General features: G+C 73.7%; 18 protein-coding genes. 12 read left to right on the forward strand and 6 right to left on the reverse strand.

The features are described 5' to 3' along the window. Positions 1-153 precede the first annotated feature (153 nt). From ACIBBA_RS29870 to ACIBBA_RS29920, 11 genes are read left to right on the forward strand one after another with little or no spacing between them, the layout of a single operon-like run. On the forward strand, positions 154-1,155 hold the full coding sequence (locus tag ACIBBA_RS29870) for an ABC transporter ATP-binding protein (RefSeq protein ID WP_396701663.1): 1,002 nt from the start codon (positions 154-156) through the stop codon (positions 1,153-1,155). Then, positions 1,152-1,922 (forward strand): ABC transporter permease, encoded by a 771-nt coding sequence (locus tag ACIBBA_RS29875; RefSeq protein ID WP_350873196.1) that lies wholly within the window; start codon positions 1,152-1,154, stop codon positions 1,920-1,922. Before ACIBBA_RS29870 ends, ACIBBA_RS29875 begins: the two co-directional genes overlap by 4 nt. 1 nt (position 1,923) lies before the next feature. Then, positions 1,924-2,727 carry an MlaE family ABC transporter permease gene (locus ACIBBA_RS29880; RefSeq protein WP_396701665.1) on the forward strand — a complete coding sequence of 268 codons (804 nt, stop codon included), beginning with the start codon at positions 1,924-1,926 and terminating at the stop codon, positions 2,725-2,727. A 2-nt stretch (positions 2,728-2,729) separates the two neighbouring features. After that, complete coding sequence (locus tag ACIBBA_RS29885; protein WP_396701667.1) at positions 2,730-4,046, forward strand: MCE family protein; 1,317 nt, start codon at positions 2,730-2,732, stop codon at positions 4,044-4,046. Further along, positions 4,043-5,077, forward strand: a complete 1,035-nt coding sequence (locus ACIBBA_RS29890) for an MCE family protein (protein ID WP_396701669.1) — start codon at positions 4,043-4,045, stop codon at positions 5,075-5,077. Before ACIBBA_RS29885 ends, ACIBBA_RS29890 begins: the two co-directional genes overlap by 4 nt. After that, the gene (locus ACIBBA_RS29895) at positions 5,074-6,054 is read left to right on the forward strand and encodes an MCE family protein (protein ID WP_396701671.1); all 981 of its coding nucleotides are present in this window, start codon (positions 5,074-5,076) and stop codon (positions 6,052-6,054) included. Before ACIBBA_RS29890 ends, ACIBBA_RS29895 begins: the two co-directional genes overlap by 4 nt. Then, complete coding sequence (locus ACIBBA_RS29900) at positions 6,054-7,301, forward strand: MCE family protein (RefSeq protein ID WP_396701673.1); 1,248 nt, start codon at positions 6,054-6,056, stop codon at positions 7,299-7,301. Before ACIBBA_RS29895 ends, ACIBBA_RS29900 begins: the two co-directional genes overlap by 1 nt. Then, positions 7,298-8,734, forward strand: a complete 1,437-nt coding sequence (locus ACIBBA_RS29905) for an MCE family protein (RefSeq protein WP_396701675.1) — start codon at positions 7,298-7,300, stop codon at positions 8,732-8,734. The genes ACIBBA_RS29900 and ACIBBA_RS29905 overlap by 4 nt, the downstream gene beginning before the upstream one ends. After that, positions 8,731-9,969 (forward strand): MCE family protein, encoded by a 1,239-nt coding sequence (locus ACIBBA_RS29910; protein ID WP_396701677.1) that lies wholly within the window; start codon positions 8,731-8,733, stop codon positions 9,967-9,969. The genes ACIBBA_RS29905 and ACIBBA_RS29910 overlap by 4 nt, the downstream gene beginning before the upstream one ends. A 26-nt stretch (positions 9,970-9,995) precedes the next feature. Then, positions 9,996-10,793 carry a hypothetical protein gene (locus ACIBBA_RS29915; protein WP_396701679.1) on the forward strand — a complete coding sequence of 266 codons (798 nt, stop codon included), beginning with the start codon at positions 9,996-9,998 and terminating at the stop codon, positions 10,791-10,793. A 16-nt stretch (positions 10,794-10,809) separates the two neighbouring features. Further along, on the forward strand, positions 10,810-11,340 hold the full coding sequence (locus ACIBBA_RS29920; RefSeq protein ID WP_396701681.1) for a hypothetical protein: 531 nt from the start codon (positions 10,810-10,812) through the stop codon (positions 11,338-11,340). Positions 11,341-11,357: 17 nt separating this feature from the next. Here the strand turns inward: ACIBBA_RS29920 and ACIBBA_RS29925 are convergent, their stop codons facing one another. The 3 genes from ACIBBA_RS29925 to ACIBBA_RS29935 all read right to left on the reverse strand — a co-directional run bounded on the left by ACIBBA_RS29925 (position 11,358) and on the right by ACIBBA_RS29935 (position 13,455). After that, the gene (locus tag ACIBBA_RS29925; RefSeq protein WP_396701683.1) at positions 11,358-11,759 is read right to left on the reverse strand and encodes a DUF2267 domain-containing protein; all 402 of its coding nucleotides are present in this window, start codon (positions 11,757-11,759) and stop codon (positions 11,358-11,360) included. Between the two features lie 102 nt (positions 11,760-11,861). Further along, positions 11,862-13,127: a PP2C family protein-serine/threonine phosphatase gene (locus ACIBBA_RS29930; protein WP_396701685.1), complete on the reverse strand. Its 1,266-nt coding sequence runs from the start codon at positions 13,125-13,127 to the stop codon at positions 11,862-11,864. Between the two features lie 10 nt (positions 13,128-13,137). After that, complete coding sequence (locus tag ACIBBA_RS29935) at positions 13,138-13,455, reverse strand: STAS domain-containing protein (RefSeq protein ID WP_396701687.1); 318 nt, start codon at positions 13,453-13,455, stop codon at positions 13,138-13,140. A 200-nt stretch (positions 13,456-13,655) separates the two neighbouring features. Here ACIBBA_RS29935 and ACIBBA_RS29940 point away from each other — a divergent pair, with 200 nt between their 5' ends. Continuing rightward, positions 13,656-14,024 (forward strand): ATP-binding protein, encoded by a 369-nt coding sequence (locus ACIBBA_RS29940; RefSeq protein WP_396701689.1) that lies wholly within the window; start codon positions 13,656-13,658, stop codon positions 14,022-14,024. A gap of 385 nt (positions 14,025-14,409) precedes the next feature. On the opposite strand, the gene ACIBBA_RS29945 is transcribed toward ACIBBA_RS29940, so the two are convergent. The 3 genes from ACIBBA_RS29945 to ACIBBA_RS29955 are packed head-to-tail and all read right to left on the reverse strand — an operon-like array spanning position 14,410 to position 15,477. Beyond that, positions 14,410-14,604 (reverse strand): hypothetical protein, encoded by a 195-nt coding sequence (locus ACIBBA_RS29945; protein WP_396701691.1) that lies wholly within the window; start codon positions 14,602-14,604, stop codon positions 14,410-14,412. Positions 14,605-14,644: 40 nt separating this feature from the next. Then, the gene (locus tag ACIBBA_RS29950) at positions 14,645-15,151 is read right to left on the reverse strand and encodes a MerR family transcriptional regulator (protein ID WP_396701692.1); all 507 of its coding nucleotides are present in this window, start codon (positions 15,149-15,151) and stop codon (positions 14,645-14,647) included. Continuing rightward, on the reverse strand, positions 15,148-15,477 hold the full coding sequence (locus ACIBBA_RS29955) for a hypothetical protein (protein ID WP_396701694.1): 330 nt from the start codon (positions 15,475-15,477) through the stop codon (positions 15,148-15,150). Before ACIBBA_RS29955 ends, ACIBBA_RS29950 begins: the two co-directional genes overlap by 4 nt. Positions 15,478-15,614 lie beyond the last annotated feature (137 nt).

Genomic DNA, 15,614 nt, shown 5'->3' on the forward strand with positions numbered 1-15,614 from the left:
GGTTAACGGCACGCTATCGAGCCGGCCGCCGATTTGCCTAGCTCACTCTGCGTCACCTGACTGTGCCCCAAAGAAGTGTGTTGCATTCGGACGCTCCGGCGCGATGTCCCCAGTAACGAGAGCAACCGGGAGCCGACGAGAGGGGAGGGGACCGTGGGTGTCGAGGTGGCCGTGCGCGGCTTGACGAAGTCCTTCGGCGGGCAGCCGGTCTGGTCCGACATCAGCCTCACCCTGCCGGCCGGCGAGATCTCGGTGCTGCTCGGTCCTTCCGGCACCGGCAAGTCGGTGTTCCTCAAGACCCTGGTCGGGTTGCTCCGCCCGGACCGTGGCTCGATCGTCATCGAGGGCCGTGACCTGCCCCGGCTCTCCGAACGCGCGCTGTACGAGGTACGCAAGCTCTTCGGCGTGCTGTTCCAGGACGGCGCCCTCTTCGGCTCGATGACCATCTACGACAACGTCGCCTTCCCGCTGCGCGAGCACACCCGCAAGACCGAGGCGGAGATCCGGGCGGTGGTCGGCGAGAAGCTGGACATGGTCGGCCTGGTCGGCGCCGAACGGAAGCTGCCCGGCGAGATCTCCGGTGGCATGCGCAAGCGTGCCGGGCTGGCCCGGGCGCTCGTGCTCGACCCGCAGATCATCCTCTTCGACGAGCCCGACTCGGGGCTGGACCCGGTGCGCACCGCGTACCTGAACCAGCTCATCATCGACCTCAACCAGCGCACCGACGCGACGTTCCTGATCGTCACGCACGACATCAACACCGCCCGGACGGTGCCGGACAACATCGGCCTGATCTACCACGGTCACCTGGCCATGTTCGGCCCGCGGGAGATGCTGCTCTCCAGCACGGAGCCGGTGGTCCGGCAGTTCCTGAACGCCCAGCGGGTCGGCCCGATCGGGATGGCCGAGGAGAAGGACGCCGAGGAGTTGGCGGCGGAGGCGCAGGCGGGCGTCGAACTGCCCCCGCTGCCGCCCATCCCGCTCCAGCTACCGCCGTCGGACGGCCGGCCCCGGCGGGCCGAGCGCCCGGCGGGACAGTGGTGCCGTGAGCAGGGGGTCACCCCACCGCCGGGCTCCTTCGCCGGTGCCGAGGCTCCGTCGACGGAGCCGGACCGGAGCCCCGCCGAGCTGGCCGACAAGGGCGGTACCCGGTGAGCGCCCCGGTCAGCGCGGTACGCCGGTCCGGCGAGTTCTTCGCGTTCTGCCTGGACACGCTGCGGGCGCTCGGCCGCCGGCCGGTGCAGGTCCGGGAGTTCGTCCAGCAGGCCTGGTTCATCAGCTCGGTCTCCATCCTGCCCGCCGCGCTGGTGTCGATCCCGTTCGGCGCGGTCATCGCGCTCCAGCTCGGCTCGCTGGTCCGCCAGCTCGGCGCGCAGTCGTTCACCGGGGCGGCGTCGGTGCTCGCGGTCGTCCGGGAGGCCGGCCCGATCGTCACCGCGCTGATCATCGCCGGGGCCGGCGGGTCCGCCATCTGCGCCGACCTCGGCTCGCGGAAGATCCGCGAGGAGCTGGACGCGATGCAGGTCCTCGGCATCGACCCGATCCAGCGCCTGGTGGTGCCCCGGGTGCTCGCCTCGATGCTGGTGGCGGTGCTGCTCAACGGGCTGGTCAGCGTGGTCGGCGTGGTCGGCGGCTACACCTTCAACGTGGTGTTGCAGGGCGGTACGCCGGGTGCGTACCTGGCCAGCTTCCAGGCGCTCGGGCAGCTGCCCGACCTGCTGGTCGGCGAGGTCAAGGCGCTGCTGTTCGGCGCCACCGCGGCGCTGGTCGCCTCGTACCAGGGGATGAACGCGAAGGGCGGCCCGAAGGGGGTCGGCGACGCGGTCAACCAGAGCGTGGTGATCACCTTCATGCTCCTCTTCGCGCTGAACTTCATCGTCACGGCCGTGTACTTCCAGGTCGTACCGCAGAAGGGAAGCTGACGTGGCGGTGCTGCGACTCCTCGACGACCTGGGCGGTCAGCTCGCCTTCTACCTGCGCGCGTTCGCCTGGACGCCGCGTACGCTGCGCCGCTACCGGCGTGAGGTGGTCCGCCTGCTCGCCGAGATCAGCTTCGGCACCGGCGCGCTCGCCGTGCTCGGCGGCACGGTCGGGGTGATCTGCTTCCTCACCTTCTTCACCGGCACCGAGGTGGGACTGCAGGGCTACCAGGCGCTCAACCAGATCGGCAGCAGCGCCTTCACCGGCTTCGTCTCGGCGTACTTCAACACCCGGGAGATCTCGCCGCTGGTCGCCGCGCTGGCCCTCTCGGCGACCGTGGGCTGCGGGTTCACCGCGCAGCTCGGCGCGATGCGGATCTCCGAGGAGGTCGACGCGCTCGAGGTGATGGGGGTGCCGTCGCTGCCGTTCCTGGTCACCACCCGGATGATCGCCGGTTTCATCGCGGTCATCCCGCTGTACGTGGTGGGCCTGCTCGCCAGCTACCTCGCGACCCGCACCATCGCGGTCTTCTACTTCGGACAGTCGGCGGGCACCTACGACTACTACTTCCACCTCTTCCTGCCGCCGGGCGACGTGCTCTGGTCCTTCGGCAAGGTGCTGGTGTTCAGCGTGATCGTGGTGCTGGTGCACTGCTGGTACGGCTACACCGCCAGCGGCGGGCCGGCCGGGGTGGGCGTCGCCGTCGGGCGGGCCGTCCGGTTGGCGATCGTCGCGGTCAACATCGTCGACTTCTTCCTGTCCCTGGCCATCTGGGGCGCGACCACCACCGTCCGGATCGCGGGGTGAGCATGAGACATCGCATCCTCGGCATCGTCTTCGTCGCCGCGCTGACGGCGGCGCTGACCGCGTCCGTGCTGCACTACCGGAAGGCGTTCACCCCGGTCGCCTGGGTCACCCTGCACGCCGACCGCGCCGGGTTGCAGCTCGGCGACGGCGCCGACGTCAAGGTACGCGGCGTGCTGGTCGGCGAGGTGCGCTCGGTGCGCAGCGGAGGCGACGGCGCGGTGCTGCGGTTGGCGCTCGACCCGGCCACCCTCGGCCGGATCCCCGCCGACGTCACCGCCCGCCTGCTGCCCAAGACGCTCTTCGGTGAACGCTACGTCGAGCTGGTCCCGCCCGCCGGCGGCGCCGCCGCGCCGATCCGCGACGGCGCCGTCATCGACCAGGACCGCAGCAGCACGGCCGTCGAGCTGGAGCGGGTGCTCGACGAGGCGCTGCCGCTGCTCCAGTCGATCCGACCCGACCAGCTCGCTGCGACCCTCGGCGCGCTCGCCGCCGCGCTGGAGGGGCGCGGCGAGCAGCTCGGCGCGAACATCGAACGGCTCGGGGCCTACCTGCGGCAGCTCAACGCGGCGATGCCCACCATCGCCGAGGACGTCCGGAAGCTCGCGACCGTGCTGGACAGCTACGACGCGGCGCTGCCCGACCTGCTCGCCCTGCTGCGCGACGTCAGCGTCACCGCCCGCACCGTCACCGACCAGCGGACCCAGCTCGCCGCCTTCCTCGCCGACACCACCGGCACCGCCGAGGTCGCCACGGGCTTCCTCGACCGGCACGGCGACCAGCTCATCCGGCTCGGCGCGGTCAGCCGGCCGGTGCTGGAGCTGCTCGCCACCTACGCCCCCGAATACCCGTGCCTGGTCGACGGCCTGGTCGCCCTGCAACCCCGGGTCGAGGAGGTCTTCGCCGGGGGACGGATGCACATCACCCTGGAGGTCACCCGGGACGGCGGGCCGTACCAGCCGGGCCGGGACGAGCCGGTGTACGGCGCGCGCAACGGTCCACAGTGCTACGGCCTGCCGCACCCGAAGGTCCCGGCCCCCGAGCACCCGGTCAACGACGGCTACGACTACTCCGGCGCCCGTCCGCGCCCGCTGCTGCCGGTCGGCGTGCCCGGCAAGCAGCCCGCCGGCCCGGCCGGGGCCGCCGTCCCCGCCGGCGACGGCGCCTCCCCGGAGATGGGCCAGGCCGGCACCGGCGAGGAGCGCGCCCTGGTCAAGCCGCTCGTCGGCGCGCTCACCGGCACCCTGCCGGCGGAGGTTCCGGACATCGCGGTCCTGCTCTGGGGGCCACTGCTGCGCGGTGGGGTGGTGAACGCCCGATGACCGGGAAGACCGTGGTCCCACTCGTCAAGCTGCTGATCTTCGCCGCCGTGACGGTGCTGCTCACCGCGCTGCTCGCCCAGACCCTCGGCGCCTTCCCGCCCGGCGGGGTCGACTACCGGGCCCGGTTCACCGACGTCACCGGGCTGCTCCCCGGCGACGACGTCCGGGTCGCCGGCGTCCGGGTCGGCACGGTGCGCGACATCCGGGTGGTCGACGACACCGTCGCCGAGGTGTCCTTCACGGTCACCGCCGACCTGCCGGTCGCCACCGGCGTGCGGGCCACCATCCGCTACCGGAACCTCGTCGGCCAGCGGTACCTGGCGTTGACCGAGGGGCCGGGGGACGGCCGTCCGCTGCGCGCGGACGGGCTGATCCCGCTCGCCCAGACCACCCCGGCGCTGGATCTCACCACCCTGTTCAACGGCTTCCGGCCGCTGTTCACCGCGCTGAGCCCGGCGGACGTCAACACCCTCGCCTACGAGATCATCCAGGTGTTCCAGGGCGAGGGCGGCACCGTCAGCAGCCTGCTGCAACGGACCGCGTCGCTGACCAACACCCTGGCCGACCGGGACGCCGTCATCGGCCGGGTGATCACCAACCTCAACCAGGTGCTGGCCACGCTGGCCGGCCGGGACGCCGAACTCGACCGGACGATCACCCAGATGCAGCAGTTCGTCTCCGGCCTCGCCGCCGACCGCACCGCCATCGGCGACGCGCTGGTCAACCTCGGCGAACTCACCGACGTGACAGCCGGGCTGCTGCACGAGGCGCGCCCGCCGCTCGCCGCCGACGTCCGCGCGCTCGGCGACCTCGCCGGCACCCTCGACCGCAACGCCGCCGTCATCGACGGCACGCTCGGCCGGCTGCCGGAGCGGTACGAGTCGCTGACCCGGGTCGCCTCCTACGGCTCCTGGTTCAACTTCTACCTCTGCGACTTCGACGGACGGGTGGCGGTCGCCGGCCACGCCCCGCTCAACCCGGCGACCCTCAGTGCCCCGGCCGCGCGCTGCGCCACCGGAGGAAGCCGATGAAACCTTTCCGGGAACGCAATCCGGTCGTCGTCGGCGCGGTCGGGCTGGCCGTGATCGCCGCCGTCCTGCTCGGCGCCTTCCAGCTCGACCGGCTGGCCGCGCTCACCGGCCGCTCCTACCAGGCCGCCTTCCACGACGCGAGCGGCCTCGTCGTCGGCAACGAGGTACGGGTGGCCGGGGTCCGGGTCGGCGCGGTCACCGCGGTCGAGCTGGCCACCGGCCCGCAGCCGTACGTGCGGGTCCGGTTCCGGGTCGACGACGACGGCGTCCGCCTCGGCCGGGACACCGGCGCCACCATCCGGATCAAGACCGTGCTCGGCCAGAAGTACCTCGCGCTGACCCCGGCCGGACCGGACCGGCTGCCGGCGGACGGGCAGATCCCGCTGGAGCGCACCGCCGCGCCGTTCGACGTGGTGCAGGCGGTCACCGGGCTCGCCGACACCCTCGACCAGGTCGACACCGACCAGCTCGCGACGGCCTTCACCACGCTCTCCGAGACCTTCGCCGACACCCCCGGCAGCGTCAACTCCTCCCTGGTCGGGCTCTCCCGGCTGTCCCGCACGGTGGCCGAGCGGGACGCGGAGCTGCGGGCGCTGCTCGGTCGGGCCCGGCAGGTCACCGACGTGCTCGCCACCCGGGACGAGGAGTTCCGCCGGCTGGTCGCCGACGGCGAGGCGCTGCTGGCCGAGGTGAGCCGCCGCCGAGACGCCATCCACCGGCTGCTGGTCGGCACCGACGAGCTGGCCACCGAGTTGTCCGGGCTGGTCGCCGACAACCGCACCCAGCTCGAACCGGCGCTGCGCAAGCTGCGCGACGTGGTCGCCGTCCTGCAACGCAACCGCGACGAGCTGGAGCAGACCGTCCAGCGGATGGCGCCGTTCGTCACCGCCTTCGCCAACGTGGTCGGCAACGGCCGCTGGTTCGACTCGTACCTCAGCGGCCTGCTCCAGCCGTACCTGCCGACGGGAGGTCGCTGATGCCCGGCCCGATCCGACGCTGGCGCCGCCCGGTCGCCGCCGCCACGGTGCTGCTGACCGCGCTCGCCGCCGGCCTGGTGCTGTGGCGTCAGGAGTCGCCGCAGCGGAGGGTGGTCGCCTACTTCACCCGGGCCGTCGGAATCTATCCCGGCTCCGACGTCCGGGTGCTCGGGGTGCGGGTCGGCGAGGTGGAGTCGGTCACCCCGCAGGGCCGGGTGGTCCGGGTGAGCATGCGCTACGACCCGCGGGTGAGCGTCCCCGCCGACGCCCAGGCGCTGATCATTCCACCCAGCGTGGTCAGCGACCGGTACGTACAGCTCGCCCCGGCCTTCGCCGGCGGGGTCGCGCTCCGCGACGGCGCCGAGATCCCCGCCGAGCGCACCGCCGCACCGATGGAGATCGACGACATCTACCGGGCGCTCGACGACTTCAATCGGGCGCTCGGGCCACAGGGCGCCAACGCCGACGGGGCGCTCAGCGACCTGTTGACCACCGGGCGGGCCAACCTGGAGGGCAACGGCGACGAGCTGCACGGCACCCTGGCCGACCTGTCCCGGGCGCTCGACACGCTCGCCGACGGCCGGCAGGACCTGTTCGGCTCGGTGGCCAACCTGCAACGGTTCACCACCGCGCTGGCCCGCAGCGACCAGCAGGTACGCGGCTTCTCCCAGCAGCTCGCCGACGTCGCCGAGCAGCTCGCCGGGGAACGCGACGAGCTGGCCGCCGCGCTGCGCAACCTCGCCGCCGCGCTCGCCGACGTCACCGCCTTCGTCCAGAGCAACCGCGACGAGTTGACCGGCAACGTCGCCGCTCTCGCCGACATCACCGGGGTGCTCGTGCGCCAGCAGAAGGCGGTCATCGACATCCTCGACGTGGCGCCGCTGACGGTGAACAACCTCGCCCTGGCGTACAACCCGCGCTCGGGCACCCTGGACACCCGCGACAACGTCATGGGCCCGTACGACCCGGCCGGCTTCGTCTGCTCGCTGATCGTGGACCAACTGCCCGGCGCCAAGGTCCCCGAGACCTGCAAGGCGCTCGCCCAGACCCTGCACGCGCGGGGCCTGCCGATGACCGACCAGCTCCGCAAGCTCCTCAAGCTGCCGCCCGGCGCCCCGAAGGGCCCCACCCCACCGGTAACGCCTCCGGTCCCCTCCTCCGGTGGACCGGGCCCCGACGGGGCGCCGGGCGGCCCCGACCTCACCCGCGACCTCACCCTCGGCGGCATCCTGCGAGGTGTCGCATGAGGCGTGACGTGAGGAACCGGCTGTTGCGGGCGTGGACGGGCGCGCTCGTCGTACTGCTGCTGCCCGCCGGGTGCGGCCTGCCGGAGCTGGCCGACCTGCCGCTGCCCGGCGGCGCCCCGGCCGGGGACGGCTACACGGTGACCGCCGAGTTCACCGACGTGCTCGACCTGGTGCCGCAGGCCGCCGTCAAGGTCGACGACGTGACCGTGGGTAGCGTCGAGAAGATCTCCCTCGCCGGGTGGACCGCGCGGGTCCGGCTGCGCATCGACCGGGGGGTGCGGCTGCCGGCCAACGCCACCGCCGCCGTCCGACAGAGCAGCCTGCTCGGCGAGAAGTACGTGACCGTGGCCGCGCCGGCCACCGGAGCCGACGCGGGCCGGCTCGGCGACGGCGACGTCATCCCGCTGTCCCGCACCCGGCGCGGCGCCGAGGTCGAGGAGGTGCTGGCGGCGCTGGGCCTGCTGCTCAACGGCGGCGGGCTGGCCCAGTTGCGCACCATCACCACCGAACTCGGGCAGGCCCTCGACGGGCGGGAACCGGCCGTCCGTGACGCGTTGGGCCAGCTCGACACGTTCGTCGGCGGGCTGGAGCGGCAGAAGGCCGATCTGGTCCGGGCCATCGAGGCGCTGGACCGGCTCAGCGACCGGTTGAGCCGGCAGCGGCAGGTGGTCGGCGAGGCGCTCGACTCCCTTGCCCCGGGCCTGACCGTGCTGGCCGAGCAGCGCACCCAGCTGACCGAGGCGCTGACCGCGCTCGGCGAGCTGGGCAGGGTCGGCGCCACAGTGGTCAACCGCAGCCGAGACGACACCCTGGCCAGCGTACGGGCGCTGCAACCGATCCTGGAGCAGCTGGCCCGGGCCGGCGACAACCTGCCGAAGTCGCTGGACTTCATGCTGTCGTTCCCCTTCCCGCCGAACGTCACCGGCGCGATCGTCGGCGACTTCGTCAACCTGGCCGTCACCGCCGACCTGGACGCCGCCAGCATCCTGGCCAACCTGGTGGCCGCCGCGCCGACGCCGGCCGGGCCGGCGGCGCGAGCGGGCGGGACGGGTCCCGGAGCACGGTCGCCCGCCGGTGGCGGCACCCCTCGTCCCCGCCCGGGCCGCGACCCCGACGATGGCAGCCGGCCCGGGTCCGACCTGCCGCTGCTGCGCTGCCTGCCCGACCTGAAGGACTTCCCGGCGACCTGGAAGCCGCCGAAGGACTGCCTGCTACCCAAGGGCTGCGAGCTGCTCAAGCCGGGCTCGAAGGTGCCGCTCGGCGGGTTGATCCTGCCCAAGGGACTGGTACCACCGGGCACCGCCTTCCCGGCGGGCACGGAGCTGCTGCCCGGCACCGTGCTCACCGCGCCGTGCGTGCTGCCGGTGACCGGCGCGGTGACCGGGCTGATCGGTGACCTGACGGACGTGCTGGGCGGAGGGCTGCTGCCGTGATCGGACGTACCGCCAAGCTCCAGGTCCTCGCGTTCGTCGTGGTGAGCCTGCTGGGCATCTCCTACGTCGGCGTCCGCTATGTCAGGCTCGGCGACCGGCTGCTCGGCGGCAGCTACCTCGTCCACCTCGACCTCGCCCGCGCCGGCGGCATCTTCGCCAACGCGCCGGTGACCTACCGCGGGGTGCCGGTCGGCCGGGTCACCGCCGTGGACCTGCGCGACGACGGCGTCCGGGCGCAGCTGCGGATCCGCCGGGAGGTACGGGTTCCGAGCGCGCTGCGGGCCGTCGTGACGCACCGCTCGGCGGTCGGCGAGCAGTACGTCGACCTGCGGCCGGAACGCGACGGCGGACCGTACCTCGCCGACGGCGCGGTGATCCCGGCCGAGCGCACCGGCGTGCCGCTCGCCCCGGAGACGTTGCTGACCAACCTGGACGCGCTGGTCCGGTCGGTGGACCCGGACGACCTGACCGTGCTGATCAGCGAACTGGGCGCCGCGTTCGAGGGCAACGAGCAGGCGCTGGCCCGGATCCTCGACGCCGGCGACGCGCTGCTCGCCGACGCCACCGCCCGGCAGCCGGAGACGCTGGCGCTGATCCGCGACGGGCGTACGGTGCTGAGCACCCAGGCCGAGTCGGCCGAGGCGCTGCGGCGCTGGTCGGCGGGGCTGGCGGCGCTGGCGGAGACCGTCCGCGACGCCGACCCGGACCTGCGCCGGCTGCTCGCCGACGGCCCGCCCGCGGGTGCGGAGCTGCGGGCACTGCTGCGCGGGCTGGATCCGACCGTCGGCACGCTGCTCGGGAACCTGGTGACCGTCAACGGCATCGCCGCCCGCCGACTGCCCGGGATCGAGCAGCTGCTGGTGGTCTACCCGATCGCGGTGGCCGGTGGCTTCACCGTCACCCCGGGCGACGGTACCGCCCACTTCGGCCTGGTGCTCAACGTCAACGACCCGCCGTCCTGTGTGTACGCCGGCGGGGGCACCCGCTGCACCGACCGGGACCGGGCGGCCGGCGGAAACGTCCGCGGCGCCGGCAACGCGCCACGACCGTCCGGGCGGGAGCCGGCCCCGCCGCCCGTGGGCGGACCGGCCGCCCCGGGCGGATACGACCCGGCGACAGGCCTGGTGCTCGGCCCGGACGGCCGGCCGTTGCAGTTCGGTGGCACCGGCGGGCAGTACCGCACGGCGGGGGAGCAGTCGTGGAAGCAGCTGTTGCTCGCCGGGGTGACGCCGTGACCGGCGTCGGAGAGGAAGGTGGCGGCATGCCGATCCGCAGGGAGCGGACGCTCCGGGTGATCAAGGGCGCGAAGAGCGGCGGTCCGGCGCAGCGCCGGGTGGTCACCCGTCGGCTGCCCGCGCCGGCCGGCGGCATCGAGGAGGTGTTGGGGCGGCTGGACCGGGAGCCCGTGCAGGACCCGACGGAGGTTGCGGACCTGACCGTCGTCGGGGATCCGGCCGAGGTCGAAGACCTACCGGACCCCGACGCCGACGGCGCGATCGCCGACGGCGCGACCGCCGACGGACCGGACGGTGCCGGGGAACCGGCCCGCGACGCCGACGCGCCGGCCGGGTCGGGGCGACGCCGGGCCCTGGCCGGTCTGCTGGTGGTGCTGCTCGCCGCCGCCCTGGCCGGCGCCGGCGTCTACGGGCACCGCTGGTACACCGCCCGGGCCACGGAGCAGGCCCGGCAGGCCGCGCTGGCCGCCGCCCGGCAGGCCAGCGTCAACTTCGTCTCGGTCAGCGCGGCCAGCGTCGACCGCGACCTGCAACGGATCACCGCGGGCGCGACGGGTGACTTCAAGGAGGAGTTCACCCGGGGGCAGGCGCAGGTCCGCACCGCCGTGGTGGAGAACAAGGTCGACTCGCAGGGCACGGTGCTGCGCGCCGGCCTGGTCTCCGGCGACCGGCGGCGGGCGGTCGCGCTGGTGGCCGTCGACGCCACCGTCCGCAACGTCAAGGCACCAGACGGCCGTCCGTCGCACTACCGGATCCAGCTGGACCTGGTGCGCGACCGGGACTCGGGCGCGTGGCTCGTGGCGAAGCTCCAGTTCGTCGGCTGACCGGAGGAGGTCCTCGATGCGTATCCCCGCACTCCTGCGCCGCGGCCGTGCGGCGCGCGCCACCCGGCGACCCCGCCGCGTCCGGCTGGTGCCGGCGCTGGTGGCTGCCACGCTGCTCGCGGCCGTCGCGGCCGGTCTCGCCTGGTACGGCGACCGGGCCGCCGAGCGGCGCGACGCGGCTGTACGGCAGGCGCTGGCCACCGCGCCGGCCGCCGCCAAGGCGATCTTCTCGTACGACTACCGGACGTTCGACGAGAGCGTGGCGAACGGGCGGACCTTCGCCACCGGCGCCTTCGCCGAGGAGTACGCGCGGACCACGGTGACCCTGAAGGAGACGGCCGGCAAGCAGCAGGCGGTGGTGTTGGCCGAGGTCTCCGTCACCGGGGTGGTCAGCGCGGAGACCGATCGGGTGGAGTTGCTCGTCTACCTCAACCAGTACCGCCGCAACGTGAGCACGGCGGGGGAGAAGGTCGACCAGAACCGGGTGGTGCTCACCCTGGTGCCGGTCGACGGCGAGTGGAAGGTCTCCCAGGCCACCGCCATCTGAGCACCGGGTGCGGGCGCTCAGCCGCCGCCGCGCCTGTCGTAGCGGCCCGCCGAGTCGGTGAGCTGCCAGAACTCCTGGGGCAACTGGGTGACGATGTCGTCGTACGCGCCGGGTGGGAGGGCCTCCCGGAGGATGTCGAAGACGGCCCGCACCCCGTCCCGGGCGGCCGCGGCGTCCACCTCGGCGCGCCCGCTCACCTGCGAGATGAAGGAGTTGAAGCTGAACCGGCCGGTCTCACCGGGTGGCCCGTACGCGTACCCGCTCAGCTCCTCGGGGAGCTGCGCGGCCAGGTCCTTCGCCTCGCCCCCCTCGATCCGCTCGGCCAGCGTGGTGAGCGTGGCACGCGTGATGGCGGTCGCCTGCTCGGCCGAGGTGCGCAGGCGCTTCGCCACCGAGTCGATGAACTCGCTGTTCTCCACCTTCGCGGCCTTTCTCTGCGAGGAATAGCGGCGTCTACCCGCCTATCGGGAGGGCAAACGGTCACCGCGGCCCGCGACGCGTGGCCGGGACGTCGCCGGCGCTCAGGCCGCCGACCCCTCCTCGGTGCGGTGTACCGCGAGGACCGCGACGTCGTCGACGGCCGCCGCCTCGTCGAGCAGCGCCGCCATCGCCGTGGTGCACATCGTGTCGGCGGGCGCGCAGGTCAGTGCCGCGCGGAGCAGTTCGACGCCGTCGTCGAGCGGGCGGGTGCGTCGCTCGACGAGCCCGTCGGTGTAGAGGAAGAGGCAGCTGCCGGGCGGCAGCGAGATGCGGGTGCTGTGCCGGGGGGCGTTCCGGTACGCGCCGAGGGGCAGGTCAGGGGCGACGGCGATCAACCGGGAGGGCTCGTCGCGCTCGGTGAGCACCGGCGGCAGGTGTCCGGCGCTGGAGAGGGTGAGGTCGCCGGTGCTCGGGTCCAGGACGGCGTAGAGCGCGGTGGCCATGACGTCGGGCTCGAAGAGCTGCACCTTGCGGTCGAGGCGGGTGAGCACGTCGGCCGGATCGTCGGTCTCCAACGCGTAGGCGCGCAGGGCGCTGCGGATGCGGCCCATCACCACCGCGGCCCTCAGGCCGTTGCCGGCGACGTCGCCGATGGCGAAGCCGATCTGCCCGGACGGCAGCGCGAAGAGGTCGTACCAGTCACCGCCCACGCCGACCGCGGCGCCGGGGACGTAGCGGGCGGCGACGTCCAGCCCCGGCACCGCCTGCGGTCGGGCCGGTAGCAGGCTGCGCTGCAGGGCCACCGCGGCGGCGCGGTCCAGCCGCGACAGCCGGGCCTGGGTGGCGAGGCTGGCCCGGTCCGCCACCAGTCGGAGCAACTCGACATCGTCCTGGGTGAACCGTCGCGGGGTCAGCGTGCCGACGTGCAGCACCCCGATGACCTGGGTCCCGTTGAGCATCGGTACGCCGAGGACGGAGACCACACCGCGGGTCACCAGGATCGGATTGAGGACGTTGGTGTGGTCCACGTGGTCGAGCATGACCGGCTCGCCCCGGGCGGCGACGGAGCCGGCGAAGCCGCGGCCGACCGGCAGCCGGACGCCCTGCCGCACCTCCTGCTCGAGGCCGCTCGCGGCGGTGGCGACCAACTCGGTGCCGGTGGGATCGACGAGCAGGATCGCGGCGGTGTCGGCCCGGAGCAGGTCACGGGTCCGCACCAGCAGTTCGTCGAGCAGATCCTCCACACCCAGCTGGGACAGCGCGGCATCGGTGATGGTCTGTAGCCGGCGGAGTTTCTCCTCGCTGCCGGCCCGTGGGACGTCGCCGCTCATCACCATCGCATCCTCGACCCGGCGGACGGCGTCCATGCCGCGACCACTACCGGCTGGCCGGCGTGGCGAGATGCTCCCACACACCGGTCATCCGCAGGAGTTGACGGACCATACCCTGGGCGCCGGTCACGTGGTAGGGCTTGCCGTGTCCGTCGGCCAGCCGCCGCCCCTTGAGCAGGGCGTTTATCCCGGCGGAGTCCAGGAACGTCACCCCACCGAGATCGATGATGATCGCGGGGGCGTCCTCCTGCGCCGCGGCGGCGACCGCGCGCTCCAGGTCGTCGGCGGTGGAGAGGTCGACCTCGCCCCGCACGGCAATCGTGGCGGCGTCGGCCGTGCGGTGGCTGGACAATGACAGCGGCACGCCGAACTCCTCCTCTCGCGTCCCCGGACCGGACGGTCGTGCTGACTTTATAGTGGGGCACCGGCAACTGCGGCGACTCGGGCGCGCAGAGCTGGTGGCGGCTAGGCTCCGGCGGTGAGGATGTTGTGGATGTGACATCAGCCGATCAGCCGGATGAGGATCCGGCTGCGGCGACGATACGCGGTGTCACGCCGCACGGCGTGGCTGACGTCCGCCACCGGGTGACGCGCGCGGCCCTGCGTGCCGGCCTGACGCCCGAACACGCGGAACAGTTCACCATCGCGGTGAACGAAGTCGTGATCAACGCCATCCAGCACGGTGGTGGCGCCGCCGACGTCACCCTCACCCCCGGGCCGGGCGCGGTCACCGTCACGGTCCGCGACAGCGGCGGCGGGATCCCGGCGCACGTCACGCCCCGGCTGCCGACGCCGCACACCCTGGGCGGGCGGGGGCTCTGGTTGGTGCGGCAGCTCTGCCAGGACGTCACGGTCCACACCTCCGATGTCGGTACCGTCGTGACCTTGAGCGTCACCGGCACGCCGGACGTGACACCGGAGCGACCCGACTAGTGCGGGCCGCTGCACACGTCGGGCCGGCCGGGTGCCGGCGCCCGGCCGGGGCTCGCCCGGGGTCGCAGCTTCCGTCTCTCCTCGTACGTTGCCGACGGCATCGCGCACGATGTCCAGCACCGCCGCCGGGACGACGCCGGGGCAGGAGCACCGGACGCGGGCCCGGGAACGCGACGATCCCGATCGGTATCCAGCTCTCGACCGGACGCCCGCATCCGCCCGTGCGGGCCGGCATCGGCACCACGGACCGGCCGGCAAGGACAGCTCGTCGGTGACGATCGCGACCGCGGACGCGACGGGCGTACCCGCGAGCACAAGGACATTCGGACGGCCGTCCCCGTCCGGGCCCACCGGCCGCCGAAACCGCTGTGGACGGGCGGCGGAGTCAGCGGATCGAGGCGTCCAGCCGGTCCAGGGCGGTGAAGGTGACCAGGCCGAGGAGCGCCTGGGTAGCCAGCGCGGGGTCGTGGTCGGCGGCGATGCCGACGGCGAGCGCCACACCGATCAGGGCGAGTTTGCGCAGTGGGACAGCCCGCTCCCGCGCGGGCCGGGCATCGGCTGGTGGACAGGGCATCTGCATGGCGAGACTCCTCTCGGCGCAGCTCGACATGCCACTCAGCCTAGGTACGGGCAGTTGTTGCCCCGCGGGGTCGAGCCCGGTGGGCGACCGCCTCGGACGTCGTCGCAGTGGGCCGCCGCTCATCGTGCCCCGACGCCGACGTGGGGAACGGGATCGGGCAGGCCGGCTGGGCGGCGCACTCCGCCAGGTCCTCGCAGCCGGCGGCCAGCGCGGCACGCAGCGAGTCGGCGACGTCCCGCAGATCGGTGATCCGGGCCGTCACCTCGGCCAGCTTCGCCTCGGCGCGGGGGCGCAGACCGAGATCGGGGCGCCGGCCGGGGTGGCGGCGACCGGTGGCGAGCAGGTCGGCGATCTCGTCCAGGGTGAACCCGAGGCGCTGCGCCGCTCTGATCATCCGGAGCAGAGTGATCGCCTCGGTCGGATAGAGCCGGTGCCCGCCCGGGGTGCGCCGCGGCTCGGCGAGCAGGCCGCGACGTTCGTAGTAGCGCAGCGTCTGCGGATTCACCCCGGCGGCCTCGGCCAGTTGGCCGCTGCGCAGGCCGTTCACCGGGGCATCCGGCTGAGCGCCCGGGCGGCGAGCGCGTCGAGGACGTCGACGTACGCCGCCGGCACGGCGACGTCCACCCGCACCGCTCCCTCGACCGGCCGGACGGTGAAGGAGAAGAAAGCGCAGCAGCTGCTCTCCCGGCCCGCCAGGTCCCGGGCGGTGGGACCGGCCGCCGGGTCGAGCCACCACCGCAGCCGGGTGGGCGCCAGCCGGCGTTGCTCGCGCAGCGCGAAGGTGAAGAGGTCGTCGAACTCGGTGAGCCGCACCGGACGCTCCGCGGTGGGCAGGGTGCACGCCGGTGGCGCCCATTCGTCGTTCCGGGTCATCCTCCGACGGTAAGCCCGTACCCGGGTACCGGATGCAAGCCGGGGGGGGGGGGGGGGGGGGGGGGGGGGGGGGGGGGGGGGGGGGGGGGGGGGGGGGGGGGGGGGGGGGGGGGGCGGGGGGGGGGGCCGGGGGCGCG

The organism is Micromonospora sp. NPDC051006, from assembly GCF_044456245.1.
In the GTDB taxonomy this organism is placed as follows: domain Bacteria; phylum Actinomycetota; class Actinomycetes; order Mycobacteriales; family Micromonosporaceae; genus Micromonospora.

Excerpts from the sequence above, each read along its gene's own strand:
- ACIBBA_RS29885 (WP_396701667.1), top strand. The coding sequence starts at position 2,730 with ATGAGACATCGCATCCTCGGCATCGTCTTCGTCGCCGCGCTGACGGCG.
- ACIBBA_RS29890 (WP_396701669.1), top strand. The coding sequence starts at position 4,043 with ATGACCGGGAAGACCGTGGTCCCACTCGTCAAGCTGCTGATCTTCGCC.
- ACIBBA_RS29895 (WP_396701671.1), top strand. The coding sequence starts at position 5,074 with ATGAAACCTTTCCGGGAACGCAATCCGGTCGTCGTCGGCGCGGTCGGG.
- ACIBBA_RS29900 (WP_396701673.1), top strand. The coding sequence starts at position 6,054 with ATGCCCGGCCCGATCCGACGCTGGCGCCGCCCGGTCGCCGCCGCCACG.
- ACIBBA_RS29905 (WP_396701675.1), top strand. The coding sequence starts at position 7,298 with ATGAGGCGTGACGTGAGGAACCGGCTGTTGCGGGCGTGGACGGGCGCG.
- ACIBBA_RS29915 (WP_396701679.1), top strand. The coding sequence starts at position 9,996 with ATGCCGATCCGCAGGGAGCGGACGCTCCGGGTGATCAAGGGCGCGAAG.
- ACIBBA_RS29920 (WP_396701681.1), top strand. The coding sequence starts at position 10,810 with ATGCGTATCCCCGCACTCCTGCGCCGCGGCCGTGCGGCGCGCGCCACC.
- ACIBBA_RS29930 (WP_396701685.1), bottom strand. The coding sequence starts at position 13,127 with ATGGACGCCGTCCGCCGGGTCGAGGATGCGATGGTGATGAGCGGCGAC.
- ACIBBA_RS29945 (WP_396701691.1), bottom strand. The coding sequence starts at position 14,604 with ATGCAGATGCCCTGTCCACCAGCCGATGCCCGGCCCGCGCGGGAGCGG.
- ACIBBA_RS29955 (WP_396701694.1), bottom strand. The coding sequence starts at position 15,477 with ATGACCCGGAACGACGAATGGGCGCCACCGGCGTGCACCCTGCCCACC.